The sequence below is a fragment of the Rossellomorea marisflavi genome (genome assembly GCF_001274775.1).
GTDB lineage: Bacteria > Bacillota > Bacilli > Bacillales > Bacillaceae_B > Rossellomorea > Rossellomorea marisflavi.
This window is the reverse complement of the sequence record NZ_LGUE01000004.1, coordinates 462,794-477,753: the sequence shown is the minus strand read 5'-3', so window position 1 is coordinate 477,753 and position 14,960 is coordinate 462,794. Positions and strand designations below refer to the sequence as shown.

Annotated in this window: 19 protein-coding genes; 12 read left to right on the top strand and 7 right to left on the bottom strand. The window is 45.3% G+C overall.

The window, feature by feature from the left end; translation table 11 throughout:
- Window positions 1-44: 44 nt before the first annotated feature.
- Window positions 45-488 carry a VOC family protein gene (locus AF331_RS12465; RefSeq protein WP_053428429.1) on the bottom strand — a complete coding sequence of 148 codons (444 nt, stop codon included), beginning with the start codon at window positions 486-488 and terminating at the stop codon, window positions 45-47.
- 81 nt (window positions 489-569) lie between these two features.
- Between AF331_RS12465 and AF331_RS12460 the strand changes: the two genes are divergently transcribed.
- The gene (locus tag AF331_RS12460; protein ID WP_053428428.1) at window positions 570-1,475 is read left to right on the top strand and encodes a helix-turn-helix transcriptional regulator; all 906 of its coding nucleotides are present in this window, start codon (window positions 570-572) and stop codon (window positions 1,473-1,475) included.
- 41 nt (window positions 1,476-1,516) lie between these two features.
- Here the strand turns inward: AF331_RS12460 and AF331_RS12455 are convergent, their stop codons facing one another.
- Window positions 1,517-2,062 carry a TetR/AcrR family transcriptional regulator gene (locus AF331_RS12455; RefSeq protein WP_053428427.1) on the bottom strand — a complete coding sequence of 182 codons (546 nt, stop codon included), beginning with the start codon at window positions 2,060-2,062 and terminating at the stop codon, window positions 1,517-1,519.
- A 206-nt stretch (window positions 2,063-2,268) separates the two neighbouring features.
- Between AF331_RS12455 and AF331_RS12450 the strand changes: the two genes are divergently transcribed.
- The 4 genes from AF331_RS12450 to AF331_RS12435 all read left to right on the top strand — a co-directional run bounded on the left by AF331_RS12450 (window position 2,269) and on the right by AF331_RS12435 (window position 6,277).
- Complete coding sequence (locus AF331_RS12450; protein WP_053428426.1) at window positions 2,269-3,126, top strand: aldo/keto reductase; 858 nt, start codon at window positions 2,269-2,271, stop codon at window positions 3,124-3,126.
- 15 nt (window positions 3,127-3,141) lie between these two features.
- Window positions 3,142-3,570, top strand: coding sequence for a cupin domain-containing protein (locus AF331_RS12445; RefSeq protein ID WP_053428425.1), 429 nt, complete (start codon window positions 3,142-3,144; stop codon window positions 3,568-3,570).
- Window positions 3,571-3,911: 341 nt separating this feature from the next.
- On the top strand, window positions 3,912-4,721 hold the full coding sequence (locus AF331_RS12440) for a hypothetical protein (RefSeq protein ID WP_053428424.1): 810 nt from the start codon (window positions 3,912-3,914) through the stop codon (window positions 4,719-4,721).
- A 149-nt stretch (window positions 4,722-4,870) separates the two neighbouring features.
- A complete protein-coding gene (locus AF331_RS12435) occupies window positions 4,871-6,277 on the top strand; it encodes a DUF3238 domain-containing protein (protein ID WP_053428423.1) in 1,407 nt (468 codons plus the stop codon).
- 44 nt (window positions 6,278-6,321) lie between these two features.
- Here the strand turns inward: AF331_RS12435 and AF331_RS12430 are convergent, their stop codons facing one another.
- On the bottom strand, window positions 6,322-6,735 hold the full coding sequence (locus AF331_RS12430; protein WP_053428422.1) for a MerR family transcriptional regulator: 414 nt from the start codon (window positions 6,733-6,735) through the stop codon (window positions 6,322-6,324).
- 166 nt (window positions 6,736-6,901) lie between these two features.
- Here AF331_RS12430 and AF331_RS12425 point away from each other — a divergent pair, with 166 nt between their 5' ends.
- The 3 genes from AF331_RS12425 to AF331_RS12415 all read left to right on the top strand — a co-directional run bounded on the left by AF331_RS12425 (window position 6,902) and on the right by AF331_RS12415 (window position 9,067).
- Entirely contained in the window at window positions 6,902-7,747 is an 846-nt protein-coding gene (locus AF331_RS12425; RefSeq protein WP_053428421.1) for an aldo/keto reductase, read from the top strand.
- A 322-nt stretch (window positions 7,748-8,069) separates the two neighbouring features.
- Window positions 8,070-8,594: a hypothetical protein gene (locus AF331_RS12420; protein ID WP_053428420.1), complete on the top strand. Its 525-nt coding sequence runs from the start codon at window positions 8,070-8,072 to the stop codon at window positions 8,592-8,594.
- 38 nt (window positions 8,595-8,632) lie between these two features.
- Entirely contained in the window at window positions 8,633-9,067 is a 435-nt protein-coding gene (locus AF331_RS12415) for a DUF4275 family protein (protein WP_053428419.1), read from the top strand.
- Window positions 9,068-9,128: 61 nt separating this feature from the next.
- Here AF331_RS12415 and AF331_RS12410 read toward each other — a convergent pair whose 3' ends face one another.
- From AF331_RS12410 to AF331_RS12400, 3 genes are all read right to left on the bottom strand, one after another.
- Window positions 9,129-9,371 carry a hypothetical protein gene (locus AF331_RS12410; protein ID WP_053428418.1) on the bottom strand — a complete coding sequence of 81 codons (243 nt, stop codon included), beginning with the start codon at window positions 9,369-9,371 and terminating at the stop codon, window positions 9,129-9,131.
- A gap of 63 nt (window positions 9,372-9,434) precedes the next feature.
- Complete coding sequence (locus AF331_RS12405) at window positions 9,435-10,058, bottom strand: HNH endonuclease family protein (protein ID WP_053428417.1); 624 nt, start codon at window positions 10,056-10,058, stop codon at window positions 9,435-9,437.
- A 229-nt stretch (window positions 10,059-10,287) separates the two neighbouring features.
- Entirely contained in the window at window positions 10,288-10,638 is a 351-nt protein-coding gene (locus tag AF331_RS12400; protein WP_053428416.1) for a hypothetical protein, read from the bottom strand.
- 139 nt (window positions 10,639-10,777) lie between these two features.
- Here AF331_RS12400 and AF331_RS12395 point away from each other — a divergent pair, with 139 nt between their 5' ends.
- The 4 genes from AF331_RS12395 (at window position 10,778) to AF331_RS12380 (ending at window position 13,831) form a co-directional block, all read left to right on the top strand.
- Complete coding sequence (locus tag AF331_RS12395; RefSeq protein ID WP_053428415.1) at window positions 10,778-11,548, top strand: DUF7683 domain-containing protein; 771 nt, start codon at window positions 10,778-10,780, stop codon at window positions 11,546-11,548.
- Between the two features lie 29 nt (window positions 11,549-11,577).
- Entirely contained in the window at window positions 11,578-12,573 is a 996-nt protein-coding gene (locus AF331_RS12390; protein ID WP_053428414.1) for a hypothetical protein, read from the top strand.
- Between the two features lie 147 nt (window positions 12,574-12,720).
- Window positions 12,721-13,230 carry a GNAT family N-acetyltransferase gene (locus AF331_RS12385; protein ID WP_053428413.1) on the top strand — a complete coding sequence of 170 codons (510 nt, stop codon included), beginning with the start codon at window positions 12,721-12,723 and terminating at the stop codon, window positions 13,228-13,230.
- A gap of 61 nt (window positions 13,231-13,291) precedes the next feature.
- Window positions 13,292-13,831: a GNAT family N-acetyltransferase gene (locus AF331_RS12380; RefSeq protein WP_053428412.1), complete on the top strand. Its 540-nt coding sequence runs from the start codon at window positions 13,292-13,294 to the stop codon at window positions 13,829-13,831.
- Window positions 13,832-13,896: 65 nt separating this feature from the next.
- On the opposite strand, the gene AF331_RS12375 is transcribed toward AF331_RS12380, so the two are convergent.
- On the bottom strand, window positions 13,897-14,832 hold the full coding sequence (locus tag AF331_RS12375; protein WP_053428411.1) for an LCP family protein: 936 nt from the start codon (window positions 14,830-14,832) through the stop codon (window positions 13,897-13,899).
- Window positions 14,833-14,960: the final 128 nt, after the last annotated feature.

Below are 14,960 nucleotides of genomic sequence, written 5' to 3'. Positions count from 1 at the left end.
AACCACCCCACTTGTGATACTGGAAGTGGAGTGAGGGATGGTAATCAAACCAGCTGGTTCAAAAATGTACTCGCGTCACTGTTGAATTTCCATACCACGCCGAATCGGTCCTTCACCATGCCGAAGCTTGATGACCACGGAACGGACGAGAGGGGCATGATGATGGTCCCTCCTTGAGACAGATGGTCGAAATACGTTTGGTTCAGATCAGGATCGCCGTCGATCAGGCTGATGATCACATTGCTTCCGGGAGTGATGGGACCCGTGACTGCTTGCATGGACGGAAGAACGTCGGAGATCATGATGGTGTTTCCAGAGAAGTCGAGTAGCGACTCCATGATCATGGTTTGTTCTTCGGCCGGGAGCGGGGGTTCTTGAGGGATTGCGCCAAAGGTCACTTGTTGGACCTTTCCCTGCAGGGCTTTTTCGTAAAATGTGAGTGCTTCTTGTGCCTGGCCGTTGAATTGAAGATAAACGATTGATTTCATTGTGTGTTGCCTCCTTTATGGGTCTATCGGTAGTATAATGAGGGAAAGGTGACAACTGTATGTCGCCATTGGGAGGACGTTATGCAAAAAATTGAGCGATTGATTTCGATTGTGATGTTGCTTCTGCAGAGGGAGCGGGTATCTGCCACTGAGCTGAGTCGGCTTTTCGGGGTCACGAAGCGAACAATCCAGCGCGATATGGATACGCTGACCTATGCGAATATACCGGTCTATGCCACGCACGGTCGGGAGGGCGGATACGGATTGATGGGGGAATATAAATTTGATAAGCGGTTGTTGACCCACAGGGACATTGAGCATATCGTCGTGGCCTTGGATGGATTCGGCCAGCTGTCATCGAATGAAGGGGTTCAACAAACGATCGGGAAGATCAAGGGGATGAGTCATCTCGATCTTACCCCCACCCTCTTCATGACCTTTTCTGATAGGGTGGGTCAGAGCGGATTGAACGAGGAATTATCCACTCTGATGGACGCCATTAAAAACCACTGGCTAATTAAATTTGATTATGTGGATCAGAAAGGGGCCATCAGCCGCCGAACCGTGGAGCCTTATCACCTGAAGCTCCATGAGATGAAATGGTATGTGGCCGGGTACAGTATGGAGCGTGAGGATCACCGGACGTTCAAGGTGACAAGGATGACGGATCTCAAGATAAAGGGCTCGTTTACACCACGGCCCCAACCTTCTGCAGGAAATGGCATGGAACAGCCACCGATGATGTCTATGATGGTGAAAGCCGAAATCGATATTAGTGTCAGAGATCAATTCATTGAGCGGTTTGGAAAGCAGTCCGTCGTGCACGCTCGTGGAAGGACATATGAAGCCACGATGGAACTGCCTGAGAATCACTTTGCCTATCAGTTTTTGGCCGGGTTTGGCAATAAGGTGAGGATCGTGGAACCAGAACAGTACGTGGAGAAATATAAAGGGTTTCTAGAAGAAGCGTTAAGGATGTATCAATAAGGAAAAAGGCTGCCGAGTGGCAGCCTTTTTGACGTGTTTCCTTAGAGATTCCGGTCCAACAAACTCCCCATCTGCCTCGCCACCACCTCGGCAGGTTCCGTAAGTCCCCCGGTGATCCATGCTTCCACAATCTCGACGATGGCCGCCCCGAAGAATCGCAGGACGATTTCACGGCTCAAACCTTCGTTCAATCCCGTGGTCGTAACGACGTCCGCTTTGAGTTCCTCGATGACGAAGGTGAGGAAGCTTGTGCGGAAGGTCGGGGCTCCTTTGCTTGAGAGGATGGTGGTGAAGAAGGCCTCGTTCTGCTGGAAGTACTCGAACCAGATCAGGTTTCCTTCCTCGAAGCTGAGGTCGGCGGCGCCCCGGCAAAGGACACGGAGCTCATGGATGTGCTCGTCGATGAGGCGGTCCAGGATATCGAATTTGTCGAGGTAGTGATCATAGATGGTCCTGCGGCCGACGTTGGCGCGGTCGGAGATGTCCTGGATGGTAAGGTGGTCGAAGCCTTTCTCCGCCATGAGCCAGATGAAGGCGTGTTTGATGGCGTCCTGTGTTTTCTGGACCCTGCGGTCGATCTTGGTCATATGGGTGACTCCTTTTCTGATGTCGTACAATGTGGCCACATTCGTGCGAAAACGCACAGATCAAGGGGGTTTGATCATTGAAGAACGGGCCGAGTCGTTTTATATTATACACAGATGTGCGGTATCGTAGCAATATGCGATTTCGCATGTGGATGTTAGAGAATGGTTGGACCAATAGATGATATGACTAAAAAGGAGACGATCACATGTTCAACGAAACAAGCAGATTATCAAACGGCATTGAGATTCCGAAGCTCGGTCTCGGCACGTGGCTCTTGGATGACGAGCAGGCGTCACAAGCGGTGCAGGATGCGATTGCCATCGGATACCGTCATATCGACACGGCCCAGGCGTATGAGAATGAAGCGGGCGTCGGTGAAGGAGTCCGCCTGAGCGGTGTGGCGCGGGAAGAGCTCTTCATCACCTCGAAGGTGGCGGGGGAAGCGAAATCGTATGAAGCGGTTTCCGCTTCCATCGATGAATCCCTGAATAAGCTCGGGATGGACTATATCGACCTCATGATTGTCCACAGTCCACAGCCTTGGGCGGAGTTCCGTGAAGAGCAGCGGTATTTCGAGGAAAACGTGGACGTATGGAGGGCGCTTGAAGATGCGTATGAAGCAGGGAAGGTGAAGGCAATCGGCCTGTCGAACTTCCTTCAGGATGATGTGGAGAACATCCTGGCCCATGCCAAGGTCAAGCCGATGGTCAATCAGATCCTCGCACACGTCAGCCACACGCCGACGGAGCTCATCGAGTTCTGTCAGGAGAACGGAATCCTCGTGGAAGCTTATTCCCCGATTGCCCACGGTGCGGTCCTCGACCACAGCGAAGTGAAGGCAATCGCCGACGGCTACGGGGTGAGTGTGGCTCAGCTCTGCCTGCGCTATGACCTCCAGCTCGGGATGGTGGTCATTCCGAAGACGGCGAACCCGGATCATATGAAGAACAATGCGGACCTTGATTTTGTCATCAGCGACCGTGACATGGACGCCTTGAAGCGCGTGGAAAGCCTCGAGAGCTACGGGGAGCATGATTTCTTCCCGGTATTCAATAAAAAGTAAGGAGGGAGTTGCCCTATGGCAAAGCATGACGTGTTGAAAAACGGGGGCGTCTTCCCCATTGGAGAGAAGAATGATGGGTATGCCCAGTATTTTGTCGGGCAGAGCTACCTGAAAGGCCTGGTCGCCGATCCCGAAGTGAATGTCGGCGTCGGGAACGTCACGTTCGAACCGGGATGCCGGAACAACTGGCACATCCACCGGGGCGGCTATCAAATCCTCCTCGTCACCGGAGGAGAAGGCTGGTACCAAGAAGAAGGAAAGGAAGCTCAATGCCTGAAAACGGGTGATGTGATTGTCACCCATGACGGTGTCAAGCACTGGCACGGGGCGACGAAGGACAGCTGGTTCTCCCATGTGGCCATCACGGCAGGGACACCTGAATGGTTGGAGCCTGTGTCGGATGAGTGGTACGAATCTCTTATAAATACATTTAAATTTTTCTAATTAGATTCAAATCTATCCTGGGGGTATTAGGTTATTAAAGCATATATAAAAGTATCTAACACTTTCAAAAATGTGTAAGTGCATTTTTGAAAGTGTTTTTATATATATGAAAATTTAATGAACAGAGAAAGTCATTAATGTTCATAATATATTAAGGATACTATACATAATGAGAACTATGCTGAATGCTTTCACTTAAATGTGCATATATGAAATGAAAATCATAAAGATAAAGAAATTAGGAGTTTTGAAATTATAAAAAGTAACAAAAATAGTGTAAGATGTTTATAGTTCATGGTTTTAAACTACATTTAAGGAATTTTTAGGGAAGGTTGTGCATTATGAATGGTAAGTATATTTTTTTAATAATTGGGGTGATTTTATTTCTCTCATCATCTTTTACTATTTGGTTAATGGCGAGGGAGTTTATTACTGAAAGAAAAATAAATAATGAATTTTCAATTAAATCATTGGAATTTGTAGAAGGAAGTGGAGAAGAAGCTTATTCTATAAATAAGCTATACGAGGTTGTAGATTCTCCACCATACCGAGAAATTCCTAATTTATCAGCATCACATATATTTATTACAAAAGGGGGTAAAAAAAATACTGTCAATAACTACACTGAGTACATTAAAGAACTAACAAATCAAGATAATAATAGCTATGAACGCACGTATAGATTTTATTCTAATGAAGTTTTACTTAAGGAGTATTTTGGTGATAGTAATAAAGTGCGCCTATCGATTAATAACAAGGTATATAATACATTTCAGAAGGATATTAATTTAAGTGATTCCGTTACTTTAAGGTACGGTAATATAGGTGTTTCGCTTAAAACAAATAATAAGGATTCCACTGAAGAATTAGTAATAGTTCAAAAAATATCAACTAACTCATGGGAACTAATTAGTATTGATAAAGAAGGGGAAGTTTTAATTACAAGAATAGATTCAATAAATAAATTAAGAAAAAATCCCGAATTAGTGAAAGTAATAAACTATTCTGGTGCCAGTAGTGAAGCAATTGGTTACCATACTCAATTAACTCAAGGGTATCCTTCGGTAGGATTTCCAATACTTTTCCCATTGATAACATTTATTATTTCCATAACTTTAATTGTTATTTTCTTTAGAATGAAGATCTCATAATAGCAGTGAATCATAGAATATCTAACTCTTACGGAAAGTGCGTAAGAGTTTTTTTATGAGTAAATAAAGGTGTTTAAATACATTTTTAATAAAATTTGTAATTTTTAGCAAGGATATATGTTATAATTTTAGGAAAGGGAGGAATTAATTTGAAAAAAATACTTTTTGTAACATTAATTGCGTTTTTAATTTTTATGACAACAGGATTGAGTTGGGGAAGCGATAGGGCTGAAGCAAATAATTCAAAGTTTAATTTGCAAGAGTTTAATATAAAAAAATCACCTAATTCGATTTCGATTGAATGGAACAAAGTATCAAATGCTATTAAGTATGGGATCGTATATGAAGATAGGATTATCTATCTTGGAGAAGATTCTGTTTTTCTTCAAACAGATTTAGAAGAAGGCAGTTTAAATGAATATTATATTGCTGCAATAGATAATAAGAACCGAGTTATAGATAAAGCATATGTGAAGGCTTTTACTCCTATTGAAGATGACGAGTATGGCGATGTCGGTGTTGATGCTCTAGCAAATGAAAATAGTGTAGTCTTAAACTGGCCAGTAATTGAAAACGCAGAAGAGTATACTATTTATAAAGATGGGGAAGAAGTATCTACTTCTACTGAAAACCTTTACTTAAGTGAAAACCTTAAAGAAAATTCTTCTTATGAATTTACTATTGGAACTAGAGTAAGGATGACGGAAGATAGGATTAAAGAAATTAAGGAAGAAATTGCACTCTACCTTGAAAAAGCACAAGAGCAAGAAAATCGAGAGGCGGATGAATTTGATGAAGAACAAGTTCAAGATGAGGAAGAGTATACTGAAGATATAGGAACTTTATATGATGATCTTGAAAGAGAACCCTTTGACTTTGTTGAAACTACAACGCCCATAAAAACTTTACCACCAACCTATGAAGATATGGAATTAGAAGATTTAACGAAATCTAGTGAGTTTTCTACAATGGCAACACTTCCTGCTAATACTTGGATTAAAATTAATACTATGATATTGAACTCTAAGAAGTTTGCTAGTGGATACTTAAAAGGACCAGGAACTTCTAAATATTATTTTGCAACTGATAAGAGAAAATCTATTACTGATTCGGGTAGCACTAGAACTACCTTAACGGCAAAGATAAAATGGAGTGATAGAAGTACTACTCAAACAAAGGGTGTAGGAGCTACTAAGCGGTATACAAAAAACTCCAACGGAACATACAAATTTAAAGATTCAAAAACTGCTTCAGGCAATAACGTTTATTTTGGAGTAACGAAAAAAACAAAATCTATGGTAGATATCAATTTCAAGCACAAAGCAAATAACCCATATTATATAGCTTCTCCCAATGTAGAATACGAATTTCGATCTGAAATCTATCGAGATGGGACTACAAAAATGAGAGGATACCATACACTATTTCCATCCATAGGAATATTTAGAAGTAATGGATCTGGGTATAAAACCCTCTATACACATAATCAAGGTGAAAGAAGTCCATGGTCGCTATATAAGACAAAACTAATAAACATTTCGAAAAAAACAAAATAGTATTATTAAAAACGAGCTTGCCCTCTTGAGGGACAAGCTCGTTTCTAGTTCGACTGAACTTCCCTATGCCACTTGCCCGGATTCGTATCGTCAGGGATCTTTTTTGTCAGGATCTCATGGTAGTGCCGGGCTTTCTCCTCCATGAAGTCGACCCGTTCCCGGGCTTCCTTCAGCTGTTCATGGGCGATGGCGCGCTTCTTCTCGATGATGGCATAGCGCTCTTCGATGGTGTCGTGCCCTTCCAGGCAGAGGTCGACGTAGGCTTTGATGTCTTCGACGCTCATGCCGCACTGCTTCAGGTATTTGATGCCGGTGAGCCAGCTGATGGACTCTTCATCGAAGAGGCGCTTGTTATGTTCATCGCGCTTCAGGCTCGGGACGAGGCCCTTGTCGGTGTAGAAGCGGATGGTGTGCTCGGTGAGATCCAGGAGCCTGGATACTTCTTTGACGGTCAGCAACATGATCACTCCATATGCATACGATTTGCCTTCGTGTTACTCGAAGGTGGTAACGTAAGGATAGCCCATCGTATTTGATTTGTAAATGATAGGGTTGGGGCTTGCCTTCGAGTAACTCGAAGGGATTAGAATGAAAGTGATCAACCACATATAGGAGGAATCAACCATGAAGAATGTGACATTATCCAACGGAGTCGAGATGCCGATCTTAGGTTTCGGCGTGTATCAAGTAAGGGATCTTGAAGAATGCGAGCGCGTCGTGAGCGAGGCGCTCGAAGTGGGGTATCGCTCCATCGACACGGCCCAGGCGTACGGAAATGAAGAGGCCGTCGGCAATGCCGTGAAGAAAAGCGGACTGCCGCGGGAAGAGTTCTTCCTCACCACCAAGGTGTGGATCTTGAACGCGGGCTACGAGAAGGCAAAGGCATCCATCGAGGAATCCCTTCGCCTGCTGCAGACGGATTACATCGATCTGTTGCTGATCCATCAGCCGTTCAACGACTACTACGGCACCTACCGCGCCATGGAGGAATACTACAAGGCCGGCAAGCTGAAAGCGATCGGCGTGAGTAACTTCTACCCGGACCGCTTCATCGACATCGCCGAATTCAGTGAGATCACCCCAATGGTCAACCAAGTGGAGACCCACGTCTTCAACCAACAGCAAAAACCACAGGAAATCATGAAGAAATACGGTACCCAGATCGAATCATGGGGACCATTTGCCGAAGGAAAGAACGACTTCTTCACCAACGAAACGCTCCAGGCAGTCGGCCAACCATACGGCAAAACCCCTGCCCAAGTAGCCCTCCGCTACCTGATCCAGCGCGACGTCGTCGTCATTCCGAAGACCGTCACCAAAGAGCGCATGATCCAGAACTTCGACGTGTTCGACTTTGAACTGTCCAAAAAGGATATGGAGAAGATTGCCGAGCTTGATCAGAAGGAGTCGCTGTTCTTCAACCATACTGATCCTGAAACGGTGGAGATGTTTGTGAATTACGTGAAATAAGATGAAGAAAAAGCTTCCTGGAGAGTGGATGGTTGGTCCGATTCTCTGGGAAGTTTTTTTGTTTAGGTATTACGTTATTTTCTCTTCAGGGAGTCTTATGTCATGTTTCGATTTACCTATCACTAGCAATTCGTTAAAATAAAGTAAACGAATAATAGAGGAGAATGAGGAATATGCCAAGTCCAAAAGAAACCAAAGGACCGATTGTAAAAAGTGGACCGACGAAGGGTCAGGTCCGTTCAAAGAACAATGATGGAAGATGGAGGGCGAAGAGGAGCGACGCCGGTCAGTCTAGGAATACTCCCTCAGGGAAAAAGTAATCATGAACATTGACGCACTCATTTATACCATCGTCCACAAGGTGAACATATACCGGGCCATCGAAACCCCTGAAGATCCGTGGTTTCCAGCAGAAATGTACCATCAGCAAGGGGAGCCGATCATCGCCCCCTTGTTCGAGAAAGAATTTAAGCATGACTACGGAGCGCTTAAGGAAGCGATACGCATCATTGTGGAAGAGGGTATCATCATGAATCTGAAGGTGACGGATTATCCAGGCTCTACGAGAATCGTCGGCCTCGATGTGACCCATGTCATCATGAGTGAGTATGCCTTGGAACTTGCAGAGGTTTCTCCATGGAAATTCAAACTGAAATCCTTTCTCTCTGGTCTTCGCGACAAGCTTGATGAACATAAGGAAAAAGTAGGAGCTCGCATCGAGTATTATGACCAATTCTCCGATGATAAGCTGATTGGCTTGGCCAAAAAGAATGCCTTCTCTTGCATGCAGGACAGGATAGCCGTTGCCACGATTTTGAGAGGTCGAGGGTACGGAAGAGAAGCGTGATAGGCTCTAACGCGCTGAGGAGTTCATGGAGGGTTGCAATGAATCTGATCGATCGATTAAAAGAAAAAAACATCAAGGTACGGGACATCCCTGGATGGGGAGCGTACTTGAAGAAAGAATGGGAAACCCATTTTGCCGGTCACCTCAGCGAAAAGGAGAAACAGTCGATCTATTTGTCTGACCAGGATGGATTTGGTGGATATCTGTGGCATCTGTTCAGCTACAAGAAGAGGACATGTCTGGAAGGTGAAATGGCGGAAGGTGCCTTCAGGGATCAACAGAAACAGAAGTGTTTCATCTTCTTTCAGGACACGGAGGACGCCCTGCTTCTTGAGAATGCGTCGGGTTTTGATGTGAAGGACTTATCAAGTGAAGTGGGCCGCGACGTCTATGTCGTAGATAAACAGTTCCGTTGGACGTTCGTGCTCACGCATGAGACCGATTGGCTTGGTCCCTATTTCAGTAGGAGATAGAAAAGACAAAGACGCTTGGGATTCCAAGCGTCTTTGGCATTGATTATATTTTAGTAGAAACTCAGCTTCTTTCCAGGACCTTCACCAGCATCCCATGAACCACCTCATGATCCCGGGCATCAAACAGCCGATACTCCTCACCGGGCAGGGTGTACCATTCTTCTGCACCCACATAGGTGATCTTGAGGGAGAGGATGCCATCTTCATCGCAGGTGGTGACGAGCTCAAGCTCCCCGCTGATGACGCCGACTTCTTCGGTCATGACGCCATGGCTTGCGTTGAACGTGCTTGATTTGGTTTCCATGGTTTGGCCTCCTGTTTGAAACGGACGATCCCGATGAGGATCGTCCGTTTTTCTTTTAGTCTATCAGTATACGCAGCTATTCAGCATCCCTTGAAGGGCGGTCTTCTCGGACGATTGCAGGCTCAGGTTCCATTTGGACTTGGTGCTGATCCACCATTTGGCGTAGCCACATTTCGCACCGGCACGGGGCGGCTGCCAGGTGGATGGGTCCTGGTCGCCCTTGGAGCGGTTGCTGCTTGCGGAGACAGCGATGAGCTGGGAGCCGCTCAGATCATTGGCGAATGCTTCGCGCTGGGCGGTGGACCAGCTGCTGGCACCGGAGCGCCATGCTTCAGCTAGTGGGACGATGTGGTCGATGTCGAGGTCGGAAGGATCGGTGAACGTGACGCCGTCATAATAGCTGTACCAGCTGCCCGACGTCACCGGGCAGTTGCCACTGTACGAATCGGCATCGCGCTTCAGGACGACCTGGCGGGTATCACATCCGCCGCCCTGGCTGATCCAGTGGGGGAACTTGTCCCGGGAGTAGCCGGTCATCGCCCCCTCGCTCTTCACCGTGAGTCCGTTCAGCTGGGACTGGGACGTCGCTTTCGACGGCGTGACAGGCGGAGTGGCAAACGCGGACGGCAGGAACAGGGAGAAGGAAAGGACAAGGGCAACGACAAACAACATGGTTTTCTTGAGCATGGAGAGCCTCCTGTATGTAGTTTTTTATATGAACATCGGCACGATGCGCATACTGGATTAAGGTGCCACTACTGCCATGATAGGGGAGGGAGTGAGAGGTTTACAAGAGGTTTTTTGTAAAGATTCAGACTTCTTTTGGATTTTTAAAATTGGTGATGAAAGAATGTCTCGAAATGAAAAAGGACCAACCACCTTATTATTAAGGGATTGGTTCATGCAGAATACACGACTACTCTCTACTAACGTTTATGGAAAGATAGCCTGTTTGTGCGATCACATCAATTTTATGTTCACCTTTTTGATACGTCGTCAGAGTCCCTTCTGTAAACGTTTTTTTCCATCCTCCCGCTTTGATATGCGAACGGTAAAGGAAAGGAAGCCCATCCTCCTTAGCTTCAGAAGTACCAGCCCATGTGAACGATTCAAAGTCCTCCCTACTCACTGTTTTCTTCGCCAATTGAGGGACAGGAAATCCACCAAATTTATCAGATTCTTTGTAAGAAAAAACAGCCCATAACGTTAGTAGAACGGTCCCTAGAGAGAGAACCGAGACAATCCGAATCACCTTTTTCTTATTCATACATACCCCCTGTTGATCTGCCTTACCGCAAATGGATCTTGTTTCCATTATACTACAATTGATTTGATAATATTGGAAAAATATATGGTATAGTGAAGGAAAGATACGCACATGACAGAAATAATGGAGGAGTCGGATCGTGAAACACATACAGTACCAGTGGCGTGTCACGAAGTACGATCCAAGGTTCAGGGATGAGCATGGCCACTACACCTTGATAGAGGAGTGGACTTCACCTTCTGATATAGGGGAGACCTTTGATGGGAACGAATTGACGCTCGATGACTATCTACGGGTAGAGGAGGCTTATATTGATTCTGCCATTGCATTTATGGAGGAGAACGGCATCCAATCCGTGCGTGTTCTGGGGTTGGAAGGGAGCATAACAGAAGAGGATCGGGCATCTTTCTTATATGAGAGTGAATTTGAAGGCGTTGTGCTGAAGGAAGATTCCTTGGTCGACCTGGGTGCCCTGCGCTTGATCATGAAGATGGTGTTACGGGATTTCATCTGGTGCCAGCTGTATGAGGATCGTTTCTTCATCCATTTGGGGACGGATTACTATATGTATATTGGCTCCCACGTGAACTGTCCATCGGCCATCGAATGGTCTGCCACCCATGGCCTTTTTGTGGAATCGGAGCCATCTCCGTATGGGATTTCCGAAGAAGACGCCATCTGGGAGATTGGATGGAATGATCTTGACAGTGAGTCCAAGATCCTCGTGGGGAAAGAGGACGTGACCTGCATCCCCCTGGATGAGTGCCGAAGTATCTTCCTCCTGTCAGCAGCGCATCCGGTGACTGGCTCCTTTGAGATTCCACGTGAAGAGAAGGGGTTTTTTCAACGTTTTCTGGAGCATGAAATGGACTTTGATCTTTATGAGTATCGTTTTTGGGGTGGGCATTAATATATATGCAATAAAAGGGAGTGGTGTCAGTGGCGATAACTGATTTGTGTGAAGCCTGTAAAAGAAACGAGATTAACGTTGTAGAAACATCTGATGACCCTAGTCAACCTTATAAATTATGCAATCAATGTCACGAAAGGTTAGTGAAATATTCATTACGACCTATTGAATGGTACAACTTAGCGGTTGTTCATTCCCCTAATAAATTTTCATTGCATGATGATTTTTATGAAGAGAACGGAGAGGCTTTCCAACCAGAAGAAGATATAGTTGTAACAAAAAAAGATAAAGCACCCACATTACGAGAGGTTCGAGATAATTTGGAGTCTTTATTAGACTTTTCGATCACCAAATGGTTTCTTGAGGATGATGTAATAAATGCCCTTAAAAAACACGATATCGAAAAGACTTTGAGTTCAGTGAAATCTAGATTTTATGTAACCGGAAATTACGAAGTGAAATCGAGAATGTTGGAAATTGTAGCTGATGTTTTAGGTGCTTCTGCTTCAGGGTGGGTAAGAGAACTTTGGGAGAATTATGAGGAAGATTTACTTTACCCGATTTCTTGGGCGACAGCCAGTAGTTTGCCATCCGAAAAGGGATTGAGTAATATCTTTGGGAAATTGAAACTGGTAGGTGAAAAAGAATTGCCAATAGCGGCTTTTACCTGCTTACACCGCTTCCGTTCAAGTAATGTACTTGATTGGATTGAGTCAACTTCCATGAGTTTTAACGATAATTGGGGAAGGCTGGCAGCCGTATGCTTCCCAACCTGGGAGAGAATGAAAACGTGGCTGAACAAAGGAAGACCTTTAAGTTTAATTGCACTGGATACAATGGCGAACTGTGTTAAAGGTTATGGCGACATGTATGTTGAGCAATTTTCTCCTAAGATCCTTTGTACAGACAACTATGAAGTAGAGCCTATATTAAATGATTATTATCAAAAAGATGGAGTTCCACGTGTCAAAATGAAAGTAGCCAGAATAGTGGAAAATAAACAAGAGATATTTGAAAAAGGCTAATGGTTGCCTCTACCTGTATAAAAGCCTATCCACGCTACACACCCCTGAACAGTTAAGTAGCATCAGAAGAACAGGGATCTCAACATTGCAGCATATAGACAATGTGACCATTTTTATTTACACAATGCACGAAAGCAGGAATCCATCATGACAAAAAAAGAAGCGCCGATCATCCAAACAGATCGATTGGTTTTACGTCCGAGAGCTGAAAAAGACATCCCTAACATGCTTCAAATGTTTAACCATGAGGAAGTAAGAAAATACCTCGGAATCAATCCCCCTCGTGATGAACAAGGCATGATAGAAATGATCAGAAATCGTACTGAAACAAAATGGACGGTGGCACTAAAAGAGACAGATGAATTCATCGGGGATGTCATGATTCCGACTATAGCAGAAGGGTATCTTGGCGAAATCGGCTATCGCTTCATGAGGGAGCATTGGGGATGCGGGTTTGCGCATGAAGCGGTGTCCGCGGTCATCGAGCATTGTAGAAGCACATTACATCTTAAACGCCTATCGGCTACGATCGATCATGAAAATGTGCAGTCAAAGAAGTTAATCGAAAAACTAGGATTTACGTTGGTAGCGGTGTTGCCCGAATCGAATTTGCTGGGCAGGGTTGCCGATGTCGCGTACTATTCCCGTATCGTATAAGTCTCCTTGCGCTCAATGAGATATAGGATTAAACGGATTAATGTAGGACAGGTGAAAAAAGTTGATAATCAAAAGAGTACACGAGTATGAGCTTGATGATGCGGTAAGAAGAAGTATTCAAGACTTACTGTTGGAGAGTTTTGGAGAGGATAATCCGAAGGAAAGAATTTATTTTAAGCAATTGCCTCATTTTAGATACTTGGTTTTGAATGATGACAATATGCTTGTTGCTCAAGTGGGACTGGATTATCGAGTGATGAATCTAAATGGCCATCCTGTAAACGTTCTTGGAGTCATTGATCTATGTGTCAAAAAGGAATACCGCTCAAATGGATTAGGCTCTTTGTTGCTTTCAGAAATTGAAAAATTCAGTGAAGATAAATCAATTGATTTCTTACTTTTATTTGCAGATGATAAGGGTTTGTATTTAAAGAATGGATACCGATCCGTAATGAACGAATGTACATGGCTCAAAATAGATAATGAAAATCATAAATCTTTAGGTTTGGGAATGGAAGTCATGAATGAACTGATGATGAAGGAAATCGGAAATGTGACGTGGGAAAATGGATGTTTAGATTTATTGGGCTACCTTTATTAATGGAAGCATATAAGACCCAGAGCCATCAACTCTGGGTCTTCTTCATATCACCTATTTTTGCCCCATCACGATTCTTCCAAAAACGCCTGCACTTCAGCCGCATTCTCTTCCAACCCGCCTTCATCAAATTCCAAGACGGCGCCGACATCATAACGGGTGTTATGGTAGGTATTATCCATCGGGAGGCGCATGGTTTCCACGTCCTTGGTCTTGCCGCGCACCACATCGGTTCCGACCGAGAGGAGGGTGCGGTAAGGGACGTTGGTGTCGACGGAGTTGTAGGCGATGCGAACGATCTTCGGCAGTTTGGTGATGGTGGAGAAGCTGCTTACTTCTTCCTTCAGCTTGCCGAAGACTTCCTGTTGGCGTTCGACGCGTCCGTAGTCGCCGTTCCCGTCATGGCGGAAGCGGCTGTAGGCGAGAAGCTCCTTGCCGTGGAGTTTTTGTGTGCCTTCGGTCAGCTGGACGCCGAGGGCTTTTTTGTCTTGAGTCATTTCATACGTCGGCGTCACTTCGATCCCGTCCGGTGCGACGGCGTCGACAATCTCCTCAAACGAGTTGAAGTTGACTTCGGCATAAGAGTGGATGGGGATGCCGAAGTTTTCCTCGATCGTCTGCCTCATGAGTTCAGGGCCACCGAAAGCATACGCGGCGTTGATTTTATTATAGCCGTGCTCGGGGATATGGACGTAGGTGTCCCGCATGATTGAGACGATCTTCGGCTCCTTCGTGTTCGAGGAGTAGTTGGCGATCATGATCGTATCGGCCCGTGCCCGCTCGTCCCCGCGTGCGTCGCTCCCGAGGATGAGTACATTGGTGTTGTCGACCTGCTCGTCCGATCCGTTGAATTCCGTTTCCTCCTCGGCGCTGGTCTTATGGAGGGACGGCTTCCCATTGGCGAAGATGTACCCTTTGATCCCGAAGGCGAGGAGGAGGGCGACGATGAGGAGAAGGCCGACCCTTCTTTTTCTGATTCGTTTTCGTCTGACTGTACGCTTCACTGTGTATCCACCTTTCATGTGTGAAATTCATTCTATATTTGGTCGTTCACGACTCTTGAAAAGCTCATATGCGCGTATCCGCATCACTCCATACTTTATCGCTGTGAGATAAAGATGAGGTGAAGATT